Origin of the sequence: Microbacterium sp. Yaish 1 (genome assembly GCF_002245215.1) — a bacterium.
Lineage (GTDB): Bacteria > Actinomycetota > Actinomycetes > Actinomycetales > Microbacteriaceae > Microbacterium.
Window position 1 is genome coordinate 1636107 of sequence record NZ_NPMR01000001.1, and the last position, 22992, is coordinate 1659098.

A 22992-nucleotide genomic window follows, 5' to 3' on the forward strand; every position below is an offset into this window, starting at 1 on the left:
GAGGGATGACCTCCGCGCCGCTGCTCGACCTCATCGGCCCGGATCCCTCCGACGACGCGATCTACGACGCCTTCACCACCTGGGCGGAGGGGCGCGGGCTCACGCTCTACCCGGCGCAGGACGAGGCGGTCATCGAGCTCGTGTCGGGGGCGAACGTGGTGCTGGCCACCCCCACCGGCACGGGCAAATCGCTCGTCGCGGTCGCCGCGCACGCGGCATCCGTCTCCCGCGGCGGGCGCACGTACTACACGGCTCCGATCAAGGCGCTCGTGAGCGAGAAGTTCTTCGCACTCGTCGAGATCTTCGGGGCCGAGAGAGTCGGCATGGTGACGGGCGATTCGTCGGTCAACCCCGAGGCGCCGATCATCTGCTGCACGGCCGAGATCCTCGCCAACCTGGCGCTGCGCGAGGGAGCCGGCGCCGACGTCGACCAGGTCGTCATGGACGAGTTCCACTTCTACGGCGACCCCGATCGCGGCTGGGCCTGGCAGGTGCCGCTGCTGACCCTGCCGCGCGCGCAGTTCCTGCTGATGTCGGCCACGCTCGGCGACGTCACCGACCTCGCCGACGACCTCTCGCGTCGTACGGGGCGGCGGACGGCCCTGGTCACCGGCGTCGAGCGGCCGGTGCCGCTGCACTTCTCGTACGAGCGGCGCCCCGTGCACGACGTGCTCGAGCGGCTGCTCGAGGAGCGCGAGACCCCGGTCTACATCGTGCACTTCTCGCAGGCCGCCGCGCTCGAGCGTGCGCAGGCGCTGTCGAGCGTGAAGATCACGACGCGCGAGCAGCGGGATGCCATCGCCGAGGCGATCGGCGGATTCCGCTTCACGACCGGCTTCGGCAAGACCCTGTCGCGCCTCGTGCGGGCGGGCATCGGCGTGCACCACGCCGGGATGCTGCCGCGCTACCGGCGCCTCGTCGAGACGCTCGCCCAGCGCGGGCTGCTGAAGGTCATCTGCGGCACCGACACGCTCGGGGTGGGCATCAACGTCCCGATCCGCACCGTCGTCATCACCGCGCTGTCGAAGTACGACGGCACCCGGATGCGGCAGCTCACCGCCCGCGAGTTCCACCAGGTCGCGGGCCGTGCGGGACGCGCCGGGTTCGACCCGCACGGCAACGTCGTGGTGATGGCGCCGGAGTGGGAGATCGAGAACGCCGTCGCCCTCGCGAAGGCCGGCGACGACCCCGCCAAGCGCAAGAAGATCGTGCGCAAGAAAGCGCCGACGGGCGTCGTCAACTGGGGCGAGGGCTCGTTCGAGCGGCTCGTCGAGGCGCAGCCCGAGCCGCTCACGCCGCAGTTGCAGCTGACGGCGGCGATGCTGCTCAACGTCATCGGGCGCGGGGGCGACGTGTTCGGCAACGTCCGCTCGCTCGTCTTCGACAACCACGAGCCCCGCGCCCGGCAGTACGCCCTGGCCCGCCGGGCCCTGGCGATCTTCCGGACCCTGGTCGCCGCCGGCATCGTCGAGGTCGTGCGCCCCGCTTCTTCTGCTTCTGCTTCTGCCGTCGACTCGCCACGGAATGCGGATGCGGGGGGTGCGGCATCCGCAGTCTCTGGCGAGTCGACGATCAGGCTCACGGTCGACCTGCAGCCGAACTTCGCGCTCAATCAGCCGCTGTCGCCCTTCGCGCTCGCGGCGATCGAGCTGCTGTCGCCCGACGACGCCGAGACCGGCACCGGCCACTACGCGCTCGACGTCGTGAGTGTGATCGAGGCGACGCTCGACGACCCGCGCGCGATCCTGTCCCAGCAGGAGTACAAGGCCCGCGGCGAGGCGGTCGGCGCGATGAAGCGCGACGGCATCGAGTACGACGAGCGGATGGCGCTGCTCGAGGAGATCACCTGGCCCAAGCCCCTCGCCGACCTGCTCGCCCAGGCGTTCGAGACCTTCGCGTCGAGCCAGCCGTGGGTGCGCGACTTCGAACTGTCGCCGAAGTCGGTCGTGCGCGACATGTTCGAGCGGGCGATGTCGTTCGGCGAGTTCGTGTCGTTCTACCAACTCGGACGCAGCGAGGGCCTCGTGCTGCGCTACCTCAGCGACGCGTACCGGGCGATCCGCCAGACGGTGCCCGCAGAGGCCCGCACCGACGACCTCATGGACCTCATCGAGTGGCTCGGCGAGCTCGTGCGGCAGGTCGACTCGAGCCTCGTCGACGAGTGGGAGTCGCTCGCGCACCCGACCGACGACCCCGACGCTCCCGTCGTGCCGCCCGCGCCGCCGTCGGTGCTGACGAACCGTCGCGCATTCACGGTGCTGGTGCGCAACGAGATGTTCCGCCGCGTTCAGCTCGCTGCCCTGCAAGACGACGAGGCGCTCGAAGCCCTCGACCCCGAGGTCGACTGGCCGGAGGTCCTCGACCGCTACTACGACGACCACGACGAGATCCTCACCGGTGGGGCGGCACGCTCGCCGGGGCTCTGCGTCATCGACGAGTCCGTGGCCCGCGACGGCATCTGGCGCGTCGAGCAGATCATCGACGACCCCGCCGGCGACCACGACTGGCGCATCCGGGCCGAGGTCGACCTCGAGCAGTCCGTCGAGGCCGGGACCGCCGTGGTGCGCGTGACCGAGGTCATCCGCCTCTGACCTCGGGGTCGTCGGTCGCGCCGTAGACAGGCTGTGCGGTACTTCCGGGCGGCCGCCGTGTTGGCGGGCCGCGGTGCCGAGGCCGGCCGGCTGTATTGGGGCCGGGCCGGGCGGCTGTGGTGGGGCCGGGCCGGGCGGCTGTATTGGGGGCGGGCCGCGCGGCTGTGTTGGGGGCGGGCCGCGCGGCTGTGTTGGGACGGCCGTTGTGCCGTCGACAGGCTGAGCGTGGATCTCAGTCGAGTTCGGGGTCGATTGAGGCCCCTGAGCCTGTTCGCGGCACGTGGCACGCGGTCGAACGGGGCCAGGCGAGTGCGATGCGCGGCTCTCGCTGTTTGCGACGGTTGACCAGGGCCCGACGGCAGCAGCCCGGCTCTGACCGCTGTGCCCGTGCCGGTGCTGTGCCTTGCCGTGCCGTCGACAGGCTGAGCGTGGATCTGAGTCGGGTTTGGGCTCGGGTGAGGCCCCTGAGCCTGTTCGCGGCACGTGGCACGCGGCACGCGGCCGAGACCGGCTCTTCCGGTTTCCGTCGGTGCTCGGGCTCTCCTCCGGGATTCCAGACTCCGGGCTGTGCGGCGAAACCGCGCCTCGCGTCGGTGCCGTCGACAGGCTGAATCTGACCTCGGCGCCGGCAGGGGGCCGGATACGGCGGCTGAGCCTGTTTGCGGCACAGAAGTCCGGCGGGCGGTGCTCGGGCGGTGGCCGGCCGGCTTGGGCAGAGCCGCGCTCCGGCCGTGCCGTCGACAGGCTGTACGTGAGTTCGGGGTGCCGCGGCCGCCGATACGAGCGGCTCAGCCTGTCGACGGGACGGGACGGGACGGGACGGGGTGGGGCGGGACGGGCGAGGACGAAACGGGACGGGCGAGGTGGGGGCGGCGACGGCGGGGCGCCGGCCACAGCACGCGCGCTCGATCATCGGATGTCGCGGGCCCGGGGCATGATGAGGGCGTGGCCACACATCTCGGGTTCCTGCGGGCGATCAACCTCGGCGCGACGCGCGTCTTCCCGAAGGACGACATCCGCCGGGTGACCGAGGCCGCCGGCTTCGAGAACGTCGTCACGCACATCAACACCGGCAACATCCGCTTCGACACGCGCATGCGATCCCGCGCGAAGCTCGAGCAGACCCTCGAGCGGGCCTACGCGGCCGATCGTGGCTTCGACGTTCCGACGATCACGTTCCGCGCCGACGAGTTCGCCGCACTCGCCGCCGAGGCGCTCGCCGTGAGCGCGGCGAACCCGGGCCTGGCCCGCCATTACGTGTACCTGCTCAAGGACGAGCTCGACGCCGACACCGCCGACCGGGTCGAGTCCCTCGCGACTGCCGCCGGTCGCATGCTCGTGCGCGGCCGCGCCGTCCACGCGCTGCTCGAGCCCGGATACCAGGACGGCACCGTCGATCCCCTGGGCGCGGCGAAGCTCCTCGGCGTCGCGACCAACCGCAATCTCAACGTCGTCGTGACGCTCGCCGAACGATGGTGCTGACGACAGTCGCGGCGACTCCGCACCTGTGAACGCACGGAGCGGGATGTCGGATGCCGCGGCTATCGTGAATCGAGTGAGTCGAGAGCAGCAGTCCTGGGATGCCGATCCCTACGCCGACCTCGACTGGAACCCCGACGAGTTCGCCCCGCCCGAGGATTTCGACGCGCCGCCGCCCCCCGAGTTCGACGGCTACGGCGCTGCCGTCGCCCGCGCCACCCGCGACCGCGCCGACGCCGCGGCGTCGAGCGATTCCCCGCCCTCGGCCCGCGGCACCGCGAACCCGGCCCGCGCGGCGGCGCCGTCGCGCTCCGCGCCGACGGCGGCCCCGGCCGCCGTCCTCTCCCTCGCGCGCCGCGACTTCACCGGCGCCGACCCCCGCACCGTACTCAAGGAGGTCTTCGGCTACGACGACTTCCGCGGCGACCAGGGCGACATCGTCTCGCATGTCATCGGCGGCGGGGATGCCGTCGTGCTCATGCCCACCGGCGGCGGCAAGTCGATCACCTACCAGGTGCCCGCGCTCGTGCGCCCGGGAACGGGACTCGTCGTCAGCCCGCTCATCGCGCTCATGCACGATCAGGTCGACGCCCTGATCGCCAACGGCGTGCGGGCGGCCTATCTGAACTCCACGCAGTCTCCGGGCGAGCGCGCGGGCGTCGAGCAGGCCTACCTCGCCGGTGAGCTCGACCTGCTCTACGTCGCTCCCGAGCGCCTGAGTGTGCCGCAGACGACGCAGCTGCTCCAGCGCGGCGCTCTGAGCGTCATCGCGATCGACGAGGCGCACTGCGTCTCGCAGTGGGGGCACGACTTCCGTCCCGACTACCTCGCCCTCGGCGACCTCGACGAGCGGTTCCCCGGGGTGCCGCGGATGGCTCTCACCGCCACCGCGACCCGCGCGACGCACCAGGAGCTCACCGAGCGGCTGCGCCTGCCGCAGGCGCGTCACTTCGTCGCGAGCTTCGACCGACCCAACATCCAGTACCGCATCGAGCCGAAGGTCGACCCGCGGAGGCAGCTCGTCACGTTCATCCGCTCGATGCCCGAGGGGTCGGCTGGCATCGTGTACGCGCTCAGCCGCAAGTCGGTCGAGCAGACCGCCGACTACCTGGCCGCGCAGGGTCTCGACGCGCTGCCGTATCACGCGGGGCTGCCGGCTGAGATGCGGGCGAAGCACCAGTCGCGGTTCCTCCGCGAAGACGGTGTCGTCATGGTCGCGACGATCGCGTTCGGGATGGGCATCGACAAACCCGACGTGCGATTCGTGGCGCACATCGATCTGCCGAAGTCCGTCGAGGGGTACTACCAGGAGACCGGGCGCGCCGGACGCGACGGCGAAGCGTCGATCGCCTGGATGGCCTACGGCCTGGGGGATGTCGTGCAGCAGCGGCGCCTCATCGATCAGAGCCCCGGCGACCGCACGTTCAAGATGCGCATGGGGCAGCACCTCGACGCGATGCTCGCCCTGTGCGAGACGGTCGCGTGCCGTCGCCAGAACCTGCTCGGTTATTTCGGCCAGGACTCCGAGCCGTGCGGCAACTGCGACACCTGCCTCACCCCACCCGACACCTGGGACGGTCTGATCCCGGCGCAGAAGCTGCTCTCGACGATCGTGCGGCTGCAGCGCGAGCGCAACCAGTCGTTCGGCGCCGGCCACCTCGTCGACATCCTGCGCGGCGCGTCGACCGAGCGCATCCGCCAGCAGCGTCATGACGAGCTGGCGACCTACGGCCTCGGGTCCGACCTGTCCGACCAGGACTGGCGCAGCGTCATCCGGCAGCTGCTCGCCCGCGGCATCCTCGTCGCCCGCGGTGAGTACGGCGTACTCGCGGTCGGCGACGCCGGCGCGCCGGTGCTCAAGGGCGAGGTCGGCGTTCCCCTGCGGCGCGATGTGCTCGGACGGGGGCAGAACAGCGGCGGATCTCGCGTCCGCAAGGCGGCCGCGGCCGAGCAGGTCGCCGAGGGCGACCGCGACCTCTTCGAGGCCCTGCGCGCGTGGCGGGCCGAGCAGGCTCGCGAGCAGGGCGTGCCGGCATACATCGTCTTCGGCGACGCGACGTTGCGCGCTCTCGCCGATCGCCGCCCCCGCACGTCGGCCGACCTCGAGGGGATCACCGGCATCGGGGCGAAGAAGCGCGAGGCCTACGGCGACGCGGTGCTCGCGGTCGTGGCATCCCACTGACGGGCCGCCTCCCAGTGACGGGCCGCCTCCCACCGACGCGCCGCCTGCTGACGCGCCGGATGTCGCGGTCGCACAATCTGGGTCGCCGACGTACCGGCATCCCGTTGTGCTGATCGACCAACCCGCTTGGTGAGGTGTTGTGGAAGTCCTACCGTGATTATCGACTCCGATCCTTCCGACGTCGAAAGGCACGCGATGACCGACGCCGCTGTTCGTCCCCACAAGCCCGCAACCGCTGACCGCACGCCGGCCGGGGGTGCCCCGACCGCGCCCCACACCGCCGCCGAGGCTCATGAGCCCCGCATCGACATCGACGCGGTCACCGACATGCTGCTCGGAACGTGGGCGGCGACGCGTCGCGAGGCGCGCGAGATGATCAAGGACCCGGTGTTCTGGCAGATCCCGGGCGAGCCGATGGCCGAGCACCGCGAACGCGTGCTCACGCAGCTCCACCTCCTCGTCGAACGCGGTGCCTCGGGCCGCGGCTACCCGAAGGAGTACGGCGGCGACGGCGACAACGGCGCGAACCTCGCCGGCTTCCAGGAGCTCGTCCTGGCCGACCCCAGCCTGCAGATCAAGTCGGGTGTCCAGTGGGGTCTCTTCGGCTCGGCCATCCACCAGCTGGGCACGAAGCCGCATCACGATGCGTGGCTGCGCGACGCGATGGAGATGCGCCTGCCGGGCGCGTTCGCGATGACCGAGACCGGGCACGGATCGGATGTCGCGGCCATCGGCACGACCGCCACGTACGACCCCGAGACCGAGGAGTTCGTGATCCACACGCCGTTCCGCGGCGCATGGAAGGACTACCTGGGCAACGCCGCCGTCCACGGCAAGGCGGCGACGCTGTTCGCTCAGCTCATCACGGGCGGCGTGAACTACGGCGTCCACTGCTTCTTCGTGCCGCTCCGCGACGACGAGGGCAACTTCCTGCCCGGCGTCGGCGGCGAAGACGACGGCGTGAAGGGCGGTCTCAACGGCATCGACAACGGTCGGCTGCACTTCGACCACGTGCGCATCCCGCGCACGAACCTGCTCAATCGCTACGGCGACGTCGCGCCCGACGGCACCTACAGCTCCGACATCGCCAGCCCCGGCCGCCGGTTCTTCACGATGCTCGGTGCCCTCGTGCAGGGCCGCGTGTCGCTCGACGGCTCTGCCACGACGGCATCCGCGCTCGCGGAGTACATCGCCGTGACGTATGCCAACCAGCGCCGGCAGTTCGACTCGGGCGCCGGCACGGAAGAGGTCACCCTGCTCGACTACGGCCGGCACCAGCGGCGCCTGCTGCCGCGGATCGCGCAGACCTACGCGCAGTACTTCTCGCACGACGAGCTGCTGCAGGCTTTCGACGGCGTGTTCTCGGGGCGCACCGACACTCCCGAGCGGCGCGAGAACCTCGAGACCCTCGCCGCGGCGCTCAAGCCGCTGTCGACGTGGAACGCCCTGGACACCATCCAGGAATGCCGCGAGGCCTGCGGCGGCCAGGGGTTCCTCGCCGAGAACCGCATGGTCGACCTGCACCACGACCTCGACGTGTTCGCCACCTTCGAGGGCGACAACAACGTGCTCCTTCAGCTGGTGGGCAAGCGTCTGCTCAGCGACTACGCCAAGCAGTTCAAGGGAGCGGACGCGAAGGCCCTCGCGAAGTTCGCCGCCGTCTCCACCGCCGAGCGCGTCTTCCACGGCGCCGGGCTCCGCCGGCTCGGTCAGTCGGTCGCCGACTTCGGGCAGACGGCGCGATCGGTCGAGCTGGGGCTGCGGGCCGAACAGCAGCACGAACTGCTGACGGGCCGCGTCGAGCAGATGATCGCCGACATCGCGGCCGCCCTCCGGCCCGCGTCGAAGATGTCGCAGCAGGATGCCGCGGCCGTCTTCAACCAGCACCAGTCGGAGCTGATCGAGGCGGCTCGTGCTCACGGTGAGCTGCTGCAGTGGGAGGCCTTCGCGCAGGGCGTCGAGCGGGTCGATGACGAGGGTACGCGCCAGGTGCTGGTGTGGCTGCGCGACCTCTTCGGCCTGACCCTCATCGAGCGGCACCTCGCCTGGTATCTCATCCACGGTCGTCTTTCGACCCAGCGCGCGGCCGCCGTCACGAGCTACATCGACCGGCTCTGCGCGCGGCTTCGCCCGCACGCCCAGGATCTCGTCGACGCCTTCGGGTTCGCCCCCGAGCACGTCCGGGCGCCCATCGCATCGGGCGCCGAGGCGGAGCGCCAGCGCGAGGCGCGCGAGTACTTCGCAGAGCTCGCCGCGTCGGGCAGCGCGCCGGTCTCCGAGAAGACGCTCGCGAAGTCGGCCAAGCGGGGCTCCTGACCGGATGCCGCCCCGCCGGCCCCCGCGGGGGATGTCGGCGGGGCTCGCTAGCCTGACGGGATGGCGCACGACCTCATCACCGGACCCGACGGTCTCGCTCGCTGCGGCTGGGTCGGTGACGATGCGGAGTACCGGCGCTACCACGACGAGGAGTGGGGTCGTCCACTGCACGGCGACCGTGCGCTGTTCGAGAAGCTGAGCCTCGAGGGTTTCCAAGCGGGGCTCAGCTGGATCACGATCCTGCGCAAACGCCCCCGTTTCCGCGAGGTCTTCGCGGGCTTCGAACCGGCGCGGGTCGCCGCATTCGGGGCGACCGAGATCGCGGCCCTGATGGCGGATGCCGGCATCATCCGCAATCGAGCGAAGATCGAGGCCACCATTTCGAATGCGAGGCTGCTGCTCGACGTCGCCGACGGCGAGTTCGACGAGCTGATGTGGTCTTTCGCGCCCGGCGCGCCGCGGCCCCGCCCAGCGACACTCGCGGAGGTGCCAGCGGTGACCGCCGAGTCGGAAGCGATGAGCAAGGCCCTGCGGCGGCGCGGGTTCCGGTTCGTCGGGCCGACGACGATGTACGCGCTCATGCAGTCGGCCGGCATGGTCGACGACCATATCGTCGGATGCCATCGAGCTCTCGCTCTCGATGCCGCGAAGCCCCACAATGGGGAGGTCCGCATCGAGAGGATGTCCGATGGCCGCCGCATCCGCTGAGAACGCCGCCGATTCGCACGAGGTCATCCGTGTCCGCGGCGCCCGTGAGAACAACCTGGACGGCGTCGACGTCGACGTCCCGAAACGACGCCTGACCGTCTTCACCGGGGTCAGCGGATCGGGCAAGTCCTCGCTCGTCTTCGGCACGATCGCCGCTGAGTCCCGGCGTCTGATCAACGAGACCTATCCGACCTTCGTCCAGCAGTTCATGGCGCAGATCGCGCGTCCGGAGGTCGACGCGCTCGAGAACATCAGCCCCGCGATCATCGTCGACCAGGAGCGGATGGGCGCGAACGCCCGATCGACCGTGGGCACGGCGACCGACGTGCACGCCATGCTGCGCGTGCTGTTCAGCCGCATCGGCGAGCCGTTCGTCGGCTCACCGCAGGCGTTCTCGTTCAATGTGCCGTCGGTGTCGGGGGCGGGGGAGATCACGGTCGCGGTCGGAGGCGACGCGGGCCGAGCGGAACGACGGTCCTTCCAGGTGACGGGCGGAATGTGTCCCGACTGCGAGGGCCTCGGCGAGGTCAGCGACATCGACATCGACGAGCTGGTCGACCGGTCGAAGTCGCTCAACGAAGGGGCCATCCGGGTTCCGGGCTACAGCGCCGACGGCTGGATGGTGCGCGGATACAGCGAATCGGGGCTGCTCGATCCCGACAAGCCCGTGGCCGACTACACGGATGCCGAACTCGCGGACTTCCTCTACAGAGAGCCGACCAAGGTCAAGATCCAGAGCATCAACATGACCTACGAGGGGCTCGTGCCCCGCGTCACGAAGTCGATGCTGCAGAAGGATCGCGACGCGTTGCAGCCGCATGTCCGGGCCTTCGTCGAGCGCGCGGTGAAGTTCATGCCCTGTCCGGCATGCGGCGGAACGAGGCTCAACGCCGGGGCGCGGTCGGCGAAGATCGCCGGGGCGAGCATCGCCGACGCCGCAGCCATGCAGATCACCGACCTCGCCGAGTGGCTCGCATCGATCGATGCGCCGGGCGTCGAGCCGCTGCTCGCCGGGTTGCGGGCCACCGTGCAGTCCTTCATCGACATCGGACTGGGATACCTCTCGCTCGATCGGTCGTCGGGCACCCTGTCGGGCGGCGAGGCTCAACGGACGAAGATGATCCGGCATCTCGGATCGAGCCTGACGGACGTCACGTACGTCTTCGACGAGCCCACGGCCGGGTTGCATCCCCACGACATCCAGCGGATGAACGACCTGCTGCGCGGCCTGCGCGACAAAGGCAATACGGTGCTCGTCGTCGAGCACAAGCCCGAGGTCATCGAGATCGCCGATCACGTCATCGACCTCGGGCCCGGGGCGGGTCGCCACGGCGGGAGGGTGCAGTTCACGGGATCGGTCGCCGAGCTGCGGGCTTCCGACACGCTGACGGGCCGGCACCTCGATCACCGGGCCCAGCTGAAGCCGGCGGTGCGCTCGGCCACCGGCATCCTCGAGATCCGGGGCGCGACGGCCAACAACCTCAGGTCCGTCGATGTCGACATCCCGCTCGGGACTCTCACCGTCGTCACCGGTGTGGCCGGCTCGGGCAAATCGTCGCTCATCCACGGCAGCCTCGCGGGGCGGGAGGGGGTCGTCGTCGTCGATCAGTCGCCGATTCGCGGCAATCGGCGCAGCAGCCCGGCGACCTACACGGGACTGCTCGATCCGATCCGCTCGGCGTTCGCGAAGGCGAACGGGGTCAAGCCGGCTCTCTTCAGCGCCAACTCGCAGGGGGCGTGCCCGGCCTGCAAGGGACTCGGCGTCATCGTGACGAAGCTCGGCATCACCGCGTCCGTCGAGACGGAGTGCGATGTCTGTCAGGGGTCGGGGTTCAGCCCCGAGGTGCTTCGATACACCCTCGACGGGCGCACCATCGCGGACGTGCTCGCGCTGAGCGCGGCGGGGGCGGCCGAGGCGCTGCCGGCGCGCGTGGCGGGCGGCATCCTCTCGCGCCTCATCGACGTGGGCCTCGGGTACATGACGCTGGGGCAGGCGCTCAGCACGCTCTCCGGCGGTGAGCGGCAACGGTTGAAGCTCGCCATCTCGATGGCCACGTCGGGCTCGGTCTACATCCTCGACGAGCCGACGACGGGACTGCACCTCGCCGACGTCGACAACCTTCTCGCGCTGCTCGACCGCCTCGTCGACGCCGGGAACTCCGTCATCGTCATCGAGCATCACCAGGCGGTCATGGCGCACGCCGATCACATCATCGACATCGGCCCGGGCGCCGGTCGCGACGGCGGGCGGGTCGTGTTCGAGGGGTCGCCGGCCGACCTCGTCGCGGGCGCCGACACCCTCACGGCACAGCACTTGGGCCGGTACGTCGGGACGAGCGGGGGATCGGGGCGATGATGCACACCTTCGAGATGGTTGACATGGGGAGAACTCCCCATGTCAACCGACAAATCCGGCACCCCTCCTGACATAGGGTGGTTCCGCAGTTCAACCAGTGCGAGCCCGGAAGCCGGGCCCATCACCGTCGCCCCGGGGGGAGCCGAGCCCAATGACGTCGACCTCGTGGCTGCGGGCACGCCCGCGGACGTTCCTCTCCGCCGGAATCGTCACCGTCGCCGCGCTGACCATCGGGACCCTCGCCGTCGCGTACAAGGGCGAGCCCACGACCGAGGTCGACCTCCACGACGGCGGCGTGTGGGTGACCAAGCAGTCGAGCCTGCTCGTGGGGCACTACAACAACGAGTCCCGCGTGCTCGACGGCAGCCTGCGCACGACCTCCGCCGAGTACGACGTGCTCCAGTCGGGCCCGCGTGTCGTCGTGGTCGACGCCGACGGGTCGGCGATGTCAGCCGTGGACCCCGCGAAGGTCGTCCTGTCGGGCACCGCCGAGGTTCAGCCGGGAGCGCAGATCGCCCTCGGCTCCGACACCGTCTCGGTGCTCGACGCCGCCGGAGACCTGCGCACCGTGCAGTTCGCGGGTGTGAACGGCTTCAGCTTCGAGGGCAACGAACCGATCGCCGAGCTCGGTGAGAACGCGACGGCGACTGTCGGCACCGACGGCACGATCTATGCCGCGTCCGCCGCTGGCGCGTCCCTCTACGCCTACGCGCCGATCGGCGACGGCACCGTCGCCCAGACGGCCGAGCGCCGCCTCGAGGGCATCGCCGAGGATCACGAGCTCGCGATCACGTCGCTCGGGCAGACACCGTTCGTCCTCGATCGCGAGACGAACGTGCTCTACGGCGGCGACGGATCGCAGACCGATCTTCCTCCCGATGCGCTGCTGCAGCGTCCGTCCAACTCCGCAGAGACGCTTACCGTGAGCACGCGCGGCGCGTTGCTCCGCGTGCAGCCCGGTGGTCAGACGACGACGATCGAGGCCGGCGCCGAGGGCACGCCGGCGGAACCGGTGTACGTCGGGGGCTGCGCCTACGGCGCCTGGTCGGGGTCGGGCGTCTTCGTCCGGGACTGCGCGGACGATGCCGACGACGTCGTGCAGAAGATCGAGGGCATCGACCCGTCGGCCAAGCTCGAGTTCCGCGTCAACCGGGATGTCGTCGTGCTCAACGACGTGTTCGGCGGTGCCGCCTGGCTGGCGAGCGAGAACATGCAGCGCGTCGACAACTGGACCGACATCACCCCGCCCGAAGGCACCGGCGACGAGGAGCAGGAGACGACCGAGGAGACGGTCGAGACCGCGCTGCCCGAGCGCACGGACGAGAACACGCCGCCGATCGCCGTCGACGACTCGTTCGGCGTGCGTCCCGGTCGCACGACCGTCCTGCCCGTCCTCTTCAACGACACCGATGCCGACGGCGACGTGCTCGTAGCCGAGGCGACGAGCAAGCCCGCGTTCGGTGAGATCTCGCAGATCCAGAACGGCGGTGCGCTGCAGATCGCGGTGCCGGATGACGCTTCGGGGTCGACGTCGTTCACTTACACCGCCGACGACGGCCGCGGCGGCGAAGCGTCCGCGACGGTGCGGCTCTCGGTGCGCGGCGACGACGAGAACTCCCCGCCCGTCCAGCAGCGCATCACGCCGGTCACCGTCGAGGCCGGCGGCACCACGTCCTACAACGTCCTGAGCGAGTGGATCGACCCGGACGGCGACGACATCTTCCTGAAGTCGGTCCAGCCCGACGGCGGCGACGAGGCCGACTTCACCTCCGACGGCCAGATCACCTATCGCGCGATCGGCGCCGTGCAGGGGCGCAAGGACGTGCCCATCGTCGTCTCGGACGGCAAGGATGACGGCCCGGGAGTCCTTCGGATCGACGTGCGCCCGCCCGGAACCACCGTCCCCGTCACCAACGCCGACCACGTCGTGACCCGGGTCGGCCAGTCCGTCACGGTCTCGCCGCTCACCAATGACACGAGCGCGGGCCGCGAGCCGCTGCGCCTGACGCGCGTCGACGAGGTCGAGGGTGCGACGATCCAGCCCGACTTCGCTGAGCAGACCTTCACCTTCACCTCCGATGTCGTGAACACGTACTACGTCGACTACCTCGTGTCGGCGGGGCCCAACAGCGTCCCCGGGCTCGTGCGCGTCGACGTCCTGCCGGCGGCGGACACCAACCTCCCGCCCGTCGCGGTGCGAGATGTCGCGCTCCTGCCGACCGGCGGCGACGTGCTCGTCAACGTCCTGGGCAACGACACCGACCCGGCCGGCGGCATCCTCGTCGTCCAGTCGGTGACCGCCGACCCCGAGGGCGGCGTCACGGCGGCCGTGCTCGGTCACGAGACCGTCCGCATCACCGACCAGGGCTCGCTCAGCGAGCAGACCCGCGTGTCGTACACGATCTCCAACGGCGATCAGTCGGCCACGGGCGAGATCGTCGTCATCCCGATCCCCGCACCCGACCGGCTGCGGCCACCGGTCGCCAACAACGACACGGCGGTCGTGCGCGTCGGCGACGTCGTGACGATCGACGTGCTCGCCAACGACACGCATCCCAACGGCGACACGCTGCACGTCTCGCCCGACCTCGTGCCCCCGCTCATCGACGAGGCCGACGGCCAGGTGTTCGTCTCGGAGGACAAGCTCCGGTTCCGCGCCGGTGACGAGCCCAAGACCGTCAACGCCACGTACGAAGCGGTCGACAGCTCGGGTCAGCGTGCCGGCGCGTACGTGACGATCCAGATCCTGCCGCGCCAGGATGACGCGAACGCCGCCCCGCGCCCCCGCGACCTCACCGCGCGCACGCTCAGCGGATCGAAGGTCACGATCCCGGTGCCGCTCGACGGCATCGACGAGGACGGCGACTCGGTCGAGCTGATCGGCATCGCGAGCTCGCCGAGCAAGGGCCGCATCGTCGAGACCGGATCGAACACGTTCGTCTACGAGGCGTTCGACACGAGCGTCGGCTCGGACTCGTTCACCTACCGGGTGCGCGACCGCCTCGGCAAGGAGGGGACCGCCCGCATCCAGGTGGGCATCGCGCCTCCCGAGACGACCAACCAGGCGCCGTATGCCGTCAAGGATGCCGTGATCATGCGGCCCGGTCGCCAGGTGGCGGTCTCGGTGCTCGCCAACGACTCCGACCCCGACGGCGACCAGTTCGGCTTCGCCGCCGACGCGCTCGAGGTGCCGGATGTCGACGGGCTCGCGGCCGAGGTGTCGGGAGAGCAGGTCGTCATCACCGCGCCCGACGTGCCGATGAACACGAGCATCCAGTACACGATCGAGGATGCGCGCGGGCTGACGGCGACGGCCCCCGTGCAGATCACCGTCGACCCCGACGTGCCGCTGCAGCGTCCCATCGCCCGCGACGATCGCGTGCGCGCCGAGGACGTCGATGAGAACGGCGTGGCCGAGGTCGCGGTGCTCGACAACGACGACGACCCCGACGGCACCCGCAGCGCGTTGCGCGTGACGCTCGGTACCGGCGGCGAGAACGCCACCGTGCGCCCGAACGGAACGGTGTCGGTGCCGCTGACCGACGAGCGTCAGCTCATCACCTACTTCATCACCGACGAGGACGAGCTCACCGCGGCCGCCTTCATCCACGTGCCCTCGCTCGCCGAGCTTCCCCCGAGCCTGATCTCGACCGAGGCGCTCGTCGTGAAGAGCGGTGAGACCGTCGAGCTGCCGCTGTCGGAGTACGTGCGCGCCTCGGGCGGACGCGACGTCGTCGTCACGGAGGCCGAGAAGGTCGCCGCGGCCCACTCCGACGGGGCATCCCTCGTCAAGGACGAGCGGACCCTCGTCTACACCTCCGCCGCCGACTACTTCGGTCAGGACGCCCTGACCTTCGAGGTCACCGACGGCTCCGGTCCTGATGACCCCGAGGGTCGCAAGGCGACCCTGATGATCCCCATCACCGTCACGCCGCCCGACAACCGGCCGCCGACCATGATCGGCGCGCAGATGGAGGTCGCCCAGGGCGAGGATGCGCGGACCCTCGATCTCGCCGCGCTGGCGACCGACCCCGATCCGGGAGACGCCGAGAAGCTGCGGTTCGCGATCGTCGGCAGTGCGCCCGACGGGCTCACGGCGCGCGTCGACCGATCGGTGCTGTCGGTGGAGGCGAGCACCGACGTCGCCAAGGGGTCGTCCCTGCCCGTGCAGGTGAGCGTCACCGACGGTGAGTCCGACCCGGTGACGGCGACGATCACGGTCACCGTCACCGCCTCGACGCGCCCCCTCGCCACGGCGAACGTCGATGTCATCGAGCAGGCCGACCAGGGCAAGACCATCTCGGTTCCCGTGCTCGACAACGACGTGAATCCCTTCCCCGGAACGCCGCTGAAGATCGTGGGCGCGTTCAGCGAGTCCACGGGCGGCGACGCCCGGGTCGCAGGTGACCGGGTCGAGGTGACCAGCCGCGCCGACTTCGTGGGGACTCTGGTCGTGCGCTATCGGGTCCAGGACGCAACGGGGGACCCCGACCGCGAGGTCGACGGTCAGATCCGCATGACCGTGCAGGGGCGTCCGGACGCGCCCGGCAAGCCGACGGTGACGAGCGTCGAGAGCCGCACCGTGGTGATGTCGTGGTCGCCGCCCATCGACAACGGCGCATCGATCACCGGTTACACGGTGCGGTCGACCTCGGGTTCGTACACCCGCGAGTGCCGTTCGACGACGTGCACGCTCGACGGGCTGACCAACAACGTCGAGTACAACTTCGTGGTCACCGCGACCAACCGTGTCGGCGAGTCCGACCCGTCGCTGCCGTCCGAGACCGCGCGTCCCGACCAGCGGCCCGACACCCCGAACCCGCCGACCCTCGCCTTCGGCGACCGCAGCCTCGACGTGTCGTGGACGGTTCCGCGTACCGAGGGTTCGCCCGTCGAGAGCTACAGCCTGCAGATCTCGCCGGCACCGCCCTCCGGCGTCGCCGAGAAGACCGGCGTCACCGGTACCCGGATCACGTGGGACGGCCTGCAGAACGGCGTGCAGTACCAGGTGCGCGTGCGGGCCCACAACCGCGCACCGGAGCCGTCGAGCTGGAGCGTCTGGTCGCAGGCGATGGTGCCCGCCGGCAAGCCGGACGCGCCCGGCGCGCCCTCGACCCAGCGCCTGAACCCGGTGGGCAACCGGTCGCAGATGCAGGTGAGCTGGAACCAGCCGGCGAACAACGGCGACGCGATCGCGGGCTACCAGCTGCAGGTGCGCCGCGGCGGCGCCACCGTCGACACGATCAGCGTGCCCGCCGGCCAGACGAGCCAGGCTGTCACCGTCGACACCTCCACGACCGACTACACCTTCGTCGTCCGCGCCCAGAACAAGGCGGGCTGGGGCGAATGGAGTGCGGCATCCGCACCGCGTCGCGCCTTCACCCCGCCGGGTGCGCCGACCGGCATCAGCGCGAGCGAAGGCGACAACCGCGTCACCGTGTCGTGGACGGCGGGGCCGCTCAACGGCGCGAACCCAGGCGAGGTCACGTACCAGTACTCCGTCAACAACGGCGGCTGGCGCAGCGACTGGGTCGGCGGCGGCAACGGCGGATCGGGCACGATCGGCAACGGCCAGGTCAACAACAACGGCACCTACACGGTGCGGGTTCGTGCCGTCGCGACGGCGGACGGATCGCGCTACGAGGGCGAGCCGTCGGCGGCATCCAACCAGGTCGCGCCGTACGGCCAGATCGGCAATCCCTCGGCGAACGCCACCCGCGACGGCAACCGGGTCACGCTGTCGTGGTCGTCGCCCGCACGCAACGGACGCGACGTCACCACGGAGATCAGCATCAACGGCGGCGGCTGGCAGCGCGTCGACGCGAGCGGATCGAGCCAGCGCGGCGACGTCGGCTACAGCAGCACGCAGACGATCGAGGTCCGGACGTCGGCCGCGGGCAGCAACACGACGACGGCTCGCGCCCAGGTCCGTACGCCCGATGCTCCGCCCCCGCCCAAGCCGCGCGCGTACCTGACGAAGGGCTCACCGGTCGGCGGATGCGTCAACGGGTGCTACTACTTCGTCATCAACACCGAGAACTTCCCGGCGGGCAGCTACCAGATCGACTGCATGCGGAACGGCAGCGCGTTCAACGACTACAAGGGCCCCTTCCGCCTCGAGGCGAACGGCTCCACGCAGATCACCTGCCACCTCGGTGCGGACGGTTACGACGCCTGGGCCGTGATCCGCGGCTGGGGCGATACCGAGCACACGCGCTGGTAGTTCCGGCAACCCTCCATCCCCGGCATCCACTCATCACGAGGAACGAGAACGAACGAATGAGCATGACACCCGAGCAGGCAGCGTGGTTCCGCGACACCTTCGCGCGCCTGATCGACAACGTCGACGCCGCCCTCCTCGGCAAGCGCGAGGTCGTCGCCCTCGTCCTGTCGGCGATGATCGCCGAGGGGCACGTGCTGCTGGAGGATGCACCCGGCACGGGCAAGACGAGTCTGGCGAAGGCGATCGCGGCGAGCGTGCAGGGCACCTCGACGCGCATCCAGTTCACGCCCGACCTGCTGCCCTCCGACGTCACGGGTGTGACGATCTACGATCAGGCCAACAAGCGCTTCGAGTTCCACCGCGGACCCGTCTTCGCCTCGATCGTCCTGGCCGACGAGATCAACCGTGCCTCGCCCAAGACGCAGTCGGCGCTGCTGGAGGTCATGGAGGAGTCGCGGGTCACCGTCGACGGCGTCGCGCACGAGGTCGGTCGCCCGTTCCTCGTCATCGCGACGCAGAACCCGATCGAGCAGGCGGGTACCTACAAGCTGCCCGAGGCCCAGCTCGACCGCTTCATGATCAAGACGTCGATCGGCTACCCGACCCTCGCGGTCTCGGAGCGCATCCTCGTCGGCGCCGTCGACCGCAACCCGTCGGCGAGCCTCAAGCCGGTCATCACGACGCGCGCGGTGGGCGAGATGGCCGACCTGGCCGCGACCGTCCACATCGACCCGGTCGTCGCGCGGTACGCCGCGCAGATCGTCGAGGCCACGCGCGAGGCGTCGGCGACGCGCCTCGGCGTCTCGGTGCGCGGCGCCATCGCGATGATCCGTATCGCCAAGGTGTACGCGGCCGCGCAGGGACGTCACTACGTCGTGCCCGACGACATCAAACTGCTCGCGCTGCCGGTGTGGGCCCACCGTCTCGTGCTCGACCCCGAGGCGGAGTTCACCGGCACGACCGCCGAGACGGTCATGAACAACGCCCTCGCCGACGTCGAGGCCCCCCTCGCGCGAGCGGACGCTTGATGGCCACACCCCCTGCCGCCTCGACCCCGACGCGCCGACCGCGCCGGGGCCGAGGCGCTGCCGGCGGCGAGGGTGCGGCCGACCGCGCGGCGGGTGCCGGCGCCGACTCCCGCACCGTCGGCGACACGACGCGAGACGCCGACGCGACCCTGCGGGTGGGCACGACGACCCTGTCGGCCGACGCCGCCCCCGTCAACGCGGAGACGCCGTCGCGGCTGGTCCTCTGGCTCGAACGCCTCGAGTCGTGGTGGGCGGTCGCGCGCCGCGGCATCCGTCTGGTCACGCGAACGGTCCGTCCGCTGGGCTGGGTGCTGCTGTTCGCGACCGTGCTGCTATGGGTCGTCGCGCTCAGCTTCGGCTGGCAGGAGATGGTCATCGCCGCCGTCATCCTCACCGCCATCGTCGTCATCAGCGTGCCGTTCCTCTTCGGCGGCACGGCGTACGACGTCGACCTCGATCTCACGCGCACCCACGTGGTCGTGGGCGAGCGCGCGATCGGCGGACTGACCCTCGTCAACGGCACGTCGCGCTCGATCCTGCCGTCGCGGGTGGTCCTGCCCGTCGGGTCGGGTCGCGGCGAGTTCGACGTCCCGCGGCTCGCGCCCCAGGCCGCCCACGAAGAGCTGTTCGCCATCCCCACGACCGCCCGCGGGGTGCTCGCGGTCGGCCCGGTCAGTGTGCTGCGCGGCGACCCACTCGGACTCTTCGAGCGCAGCAGCGACCGCCGTCAGGCCGTCGACCTCTACGTGCATCCGCGCACCGTCCCTCTCGAGGGGCTCTCGCTCGGGCGCCTGCGCGACCTCGAGGGGCTTCCCTCGTCGCAGCTGGCTCGTGACGACGTGTCGTTCCACGCGCTGCGCGAGTACCAGCCCGGAGACGACCTGCGTCACGTGCACTGGAAGTCCACGGCACGCGTCGGCGACCTCATGATGCGTCAGTACGAGGAGACGCGCCGGTCGCACTTCGTGCTGGGGCTCTCGACGTACGCCGGCGACTACGCCGACCCCGACGAGTTCGAGCTCGCGATCTCCGCGGCCGGCTCGATCGGACTGCGCGCCCTGCGCGATTCCCGCATGCTCGAGGCGCGCACGCAGCGCGGTCCGCTCCGCACGCAGGGGCCGCGTCGCCTGCTCGACAACCTGTCGGCTCTCGAGCACTCGCGTCAGCGCGACGGGGGCATCGTGGCCCTCGCCGGGACGATCGCGATCAACTCGCACGGCATCGCCATCGTCGTCCTGTTCTGCGGCTCGGGTGCCGACCCCGCCGAGCTCAAGCTCGCCTGCTCGCGACTGCCCCAGGGCGTCCGGGTGCTCGCCGTCGTCGCCGACCGCTCGGCCGACGTGCCGCTGCTGCGCCGCGTCGGCGACGCCGACGTCATCTCCATCAGCGCGCTCGACCAGCTCGCGCCCGCGATGCGGAAGGTGCTCTCGTGATGTCGCCCGCCCGCCGCCGGCTCGTGCTCGACCTCGTCGCCGTCGCGCTGCTCCTGTCTGTGGCGATCGTCGGCTTCGGGCCGACGTTCGACGGCGGTGCGTACCTCGTCGCGGGATTCGGCGCACTGGTCATCGGCGTCGGCATCGCCTGGGTGTGCGCCCGCCGCCGCTGGGGCGTGCTGCTCACGGCGGGCCTGACCGTCGCGGCCTACTTCATCTTCGGAGGCGCGCTCGCACTGCCGCAGACGGCGCTGTTCGGCGTCATCCCGACGCTCGACACCTGGACGCAGCTCGCCCTCGGCTCGGTGCAGTCGTGGAAGCGCCTGCTCACGACGGTGGCTCCGGTGGCGCCCTACGACGGGCACCTGATCGTCCCGTTCCTGCTGACGCTCGTCGCGGCCGTCCTCACGGCTTCGCTCGCGCTGCGCCTGCGTCAGGCGGCGTGGGCCCTGATCCCCGTGACCGCGTTCCTCGTCACGCAGATCCTGCTCGGGATGACCGAACCCGCCGTTCCCGTCCTGCAGGGCGTCGTCTTCGCCGTCGTCGCATCGGTGTGGCTCGCGCTGCGGCAGGCGTGGGACCCCGACAACGCCGCCGTTCGCATCGAGCCGACGGCGACCTCGGATGCCGCGACCCTCCGGCACACGCGCCTGCGTCGCCTGATCTCGGGAACCGCCGTCGTGGCCGTGGCCGTGGGCGCGGGCGTCGCGACCGCCGCCGTGGCCAGTCCGCCGTCGACGCGGTACGTGCTGCGTGACATCGTCATCCCGCCCTTCGACGTCAAGCAGTACCCGAGCCCGCTGCAGGGCTTCCGCGGTCTCGTGCGCGATGACGCGGAGACGCCGCTGTTCACGGTGCAGGGTCTCCCGGAGGACGGCCGCATCCGCCTGGCGACGATGGACGCCTACAACGGCATCGTCGTCAACGTCTCGGACGAGGGTGCGGGATCGTCGAGCTCGTTCACGCCGCTCCGTTCGAACATGTCGCCCGACGCCGAGGGCGTGCCCGGGCAGCTGCAGTTCGAGATCGACGAGCTGCGCGGCGTGTGGCTCCCCGACGCGGGGGCCGTCCGCTCGATCGAGTTCGAAGGCGAACGTGCCGACGAGCTGCGCCGCACCGCGCACTACAACGACGCCACCGGGACGGCGGCCGTCACCGCGGGGCTCGCTCCGGGCACGACCTACACGGTCGACACGGTGTTCCCCGTGCTGCCGACGGACGAGGCGCTCGCCGACGTCGCGTTCGCGCCGGTGAAGATGCCGAAGCAGGAGGGCATCCCCGACGGTCTGTCGCAGATCGCCACGGATGCCGTCGGTGACGCCGATACGCCGATCAAGCAGGTCCGCGCGCTGGTGGACTGGCTCTCGACCGACGGGTACTTCAGCCACGGTCTCGAGGACGACCCGTACTCGCCCTCCGGTCACGGCGCAGCCCGCATCACGAGCTTCTTCGGCGGCGACGAGATCATCGGCGACGACGAGCAGTACGCCGTCGCGATGGCCCTGCTGTCGGCTCAGCTGGGCATTCCGGCGCGGGTGGTCATGGGCTGGCACCCCGACGAGGGCGATACCGCCGACGAGTTCACCGCGACCGGCGACAACGTCCACGCGTGGGTCGAGGTCGCGTTCGAGGGGTACGGGTGGATCCCGTTCGACCCGACGCCCGACGAGGACAACGAGCCGAACGAGCAGACGACGACTCCGCGGGCCAACCCCAAGCCGCAGGTGCTGCAGCCGCCGCCTCCCGCTCAGGAGCCGGCGGAGCTGCCGCCCGCGATCGCGAACGACCGCGACCAAGAGGAGGAGGACGACCCCGGCTTCGACTGGATCGGCGCGATCCTCGCCCCGGTCGGCATCGGCATCGGCGTCCTCGCGATCATCTTCGCGCCGTTCGTGATCATGGGCGCCGTCAAGACCGCCCGGCGCACGAAGCGGCGAAACGCCGACAAGCCCGCAGACCGCATCTCCGGCGGCTGGGACGAGCTGATCGACCGCGCGGTCGACCTCAATGCGCCGGTCGCCTCGGGTGCGACGCGCACCGAGAGCGCACGGGTCGTCGCCGCAACCATGGACCAGCCCGACGTGACCGCACTCGCGACGTCGGCCGATGCGCGCGTGTTCGGACCGGGCGAGCCCACCGCAGAAGACGTCGACGCCTTCTGGCGCGAGGTCGATGCGATCGTCGTCGGCATGAGCGGTCGCGTGTCGGTGTGGCGCCGGCTGCGCGCTCGCCTCAGCCTGCGCTCGCTGCTGCGGGGCCGGACGCGGCGCCCCCGGAAAGGCGGAGCATGAGCGCGATGATCTTCGACACCGAACCGCTCGCGGGGGTCCCCGACATCCGGAGCGGCGCGCGTGCGCTGCTGTTGTGGGATGACGGCACTCGCACCGCCGTATACGGTCGTACCGTCTTCGGCCGGGACCCTCACCGCGGCGCCGGAGCCGACGCGATCGTGCTCCGCGACGAGACGTTGACGCTGTCGCGAACGCACTTCGAACTGGTTCCCCTCGAGCCCGGCGGTCTCGCCGTCATCGACCGCGCGTCGACGAACGGGGTCGTCGTGACCCGCGGAAGCGACGGCGTCCCGGTGGTGCCGGGGACGCAGACGGTGCTCCGCAGCGGCGACCGGCTCGACCTCGGTGATCGCTGGCTCGTCGTCGAGGTCATGCGGTGACGCCC

11 protein-coding genes are annotated in these 22992 nt (G+C 70.8%); all 11 read left to right on the forward strand.

Annotated elements, in window-relative coordinates; all coding sequences use genetic code 11:
- Positions 1-5: 5 nt before the first annotated feature.
- The 11 genes from CI089_RS07785 to CI089_RS07835 all read left to right on the forward strand — a co-directional run bounded on the left by CI089_RS07785 (position 6) and on the right by CI089_RS07835 (position 22987).
- On the forward strand, positions 6-2591 hold the full coding sequence (locus CI089_RS07785) for a DEAD/DEAH box helicase (RefSeq protein WP_094260941.1): 2586 nt from the start codon (positions 6-8) through the stop codon (positions 2589-2591).
- 945 nt (positions 2592-3536) lie between these two features.
- Entirely contained in the window at positions 3537-4073 is a 537-nt protein-coding gene (locus CI089_RS07790; protein ID WP_094260942.1) for a DUF1697 domain-containing protein, read from the forward strand.
- 73 nt (positions 4074-4146) lie between these two features.
- Entirely contained in the window at positions 4147-6252 is a 2106-nt protein-coding gene (gene recQ / locus CI089_RS07795; protein WP_256977648.1) for a DNA helicase RecQ, read from the forward strand.
- A gap of 195 nt (positions 6253-6447) precedes the next feature.
- Positions 6448-8568: an acyl-CoA dehydrogenase family protein gene (locus CI089_RS07800; protein WP_094260943.1), complete on the forward strand. Its 2121-nt coding sequence runs from the start codon at positions 6448-6450 to the stop codon at positions 8566-8568.
- A 60-nt stretch (positions 8569-8628) separates the two neighbouring features.
- On the forward strand, positions 8629-9276 hold the full coding sequence (locus tag CI089_RS07805; RefSeq protein WP_094260944.1) for a DNA-3-methyladenine glycosylase I: 648 nt from the start codon (positions 8629-8631) through the stop codon (positions 9274-9276).
- Positions 9257-11632: an ATP-binding cassette domain-containing protein gene (locus CI089_RS07810; RefSeq protein WP_094260945.1), complete on the forward strand. Its 2376-nt coding sequence runs from the start codon at positions 9257-9259 to the stop codon at positions 11630-11632. The genes CI089_RS07805 and CI089_RS07810 overlap by 20 nt, the downstream gene beginning before the upstream one ends.
- A 151-nt stretch (positions 11633-11783) precedes the next feature.
- A complete protein-coding gene (locus CI089_RS07815) occupies positions 11784-17855 on the forward strand; it encodes an Ig-like domain-containing protein (protein ID WP_094260946.1) in 6072 nt (2023 codons plus the stop codon).
- Between the two features lie 56 nt (positions 17856-17911).
- Positions 17912-18883, forward strand: coding sequence for an AAA family ATPase (locus CI089_RS07820; protein WP_023953002.1), 972 nt, complete (start codon positions 17912-17914; stop codon positions 18881-18883).
- Complete coding sequence (locus CI089_RS07825; RefSeq protein WP_094260947.1) at positions 18883-20316, forward strand: DUF58 domain-containing protein; 1434 nt, start codon at positions 18883-18885, stop codon at positions 20314-20316. Before CI089_RS07820 ends, CI089_RS07825 begins: the two co-directional genes overlap by 1 nt.
- Positions 20316-22607 (forward strand): transglutaminase-like domain-containing protein, encoded by a 2292-nt coding sequence (locus CI089_RS07830; RefSeq protein ID WP_094260948.1) that lies wholly within the window; start codon positions 20316-20318, stop codon positions 22605-22607. Before CI089_RS07825 ends, CI089_RS07830 begins: the two co-directional genes overlap by 1 nt.
- Positions 22604-22987: an FHA domain-containing protein gene (locus tag CI089_RS07835; RefSeq protein WP_094260949.1), complete on the forward strand. Its 384-nt coding sequence runs from the start codon at positions 22604-22606 to the stop codon at positions 22985-22987. The genes CI089_RS07830 and CI089_RS07835 overlap by 4 nt, the downstream gene beginning before the upstream one ends.
- The last annotated feature ends 5 nt before the right edge of the window (positions 22988-22992 follow it).

Excerpts from the sequence above, each read along its gene's own strand:
- CI089_RS07785 (WP_094260941.1), top strand. The coding sequence starts at position 6 with ATGACCTCCGCGCCGCTGCTCGACCTCATCGGCCCGGATCCCTCCGAC.
- CI089_RS07800 (WP_094260943.1), top strand. The coding sequence starts at position 6,448 with ATGACCGACGCCGCTGTTCGTCCCCACAAGCCCGCAACCGCTGACCGC.
- CI089_RS07805 (WP_094260944.1), top strand. The coding sequence starts at position 8,629 with ATGGCGCACGACCTCATCACCGGACCCGACGGTCTCGCTCGCTGCGGC.
- CI089_RS07810 (WP_094260945.1), top strand. The coding sequence starts at position 9,257 with ATGGCCGCCGCATCCGCTGAGAACGCCGCCGATTCGCACGAGGTCATC.
- CI089_RS07815 (WP_094260946.1), top strand. The coding sequence starts at position 11,784 with ATGACGTCGACCTCGTGGCTGCGGGCACGCCCGCGGACGTTCCTCTCC.
- CI089_RS07820 (WP_023953002.1), top strand. The coding sequence starts at position 17,912 with ATGAGCATGACACCCGAGCAGGCAGCGTGGTTCCGCGACACCTTCGCG.
- CI089_RS07825 (WP_094260947.1), top strand. The coding sequence starts at position 18,883 with ATGGCCACACCCCCTGCCGCCTCGACCCCGACGCGCCGACCGCGCCGG.
- CI089_RS07830 (WP_094260948.1), top strand. The coding sequence starts at position 20,316 with ATGTCGCCCGCCCGCCGCCGGCTCGTGCTCGACCTCGTCGCCGTCGCG.
- CI089_RS07835 (WP_094260949.1), top strand. The coding sequence starts at position 22,604 with ATGAGCGCGATGATCTTCGACACCGAACCGCTCGCGGGGGTCCCCGAC.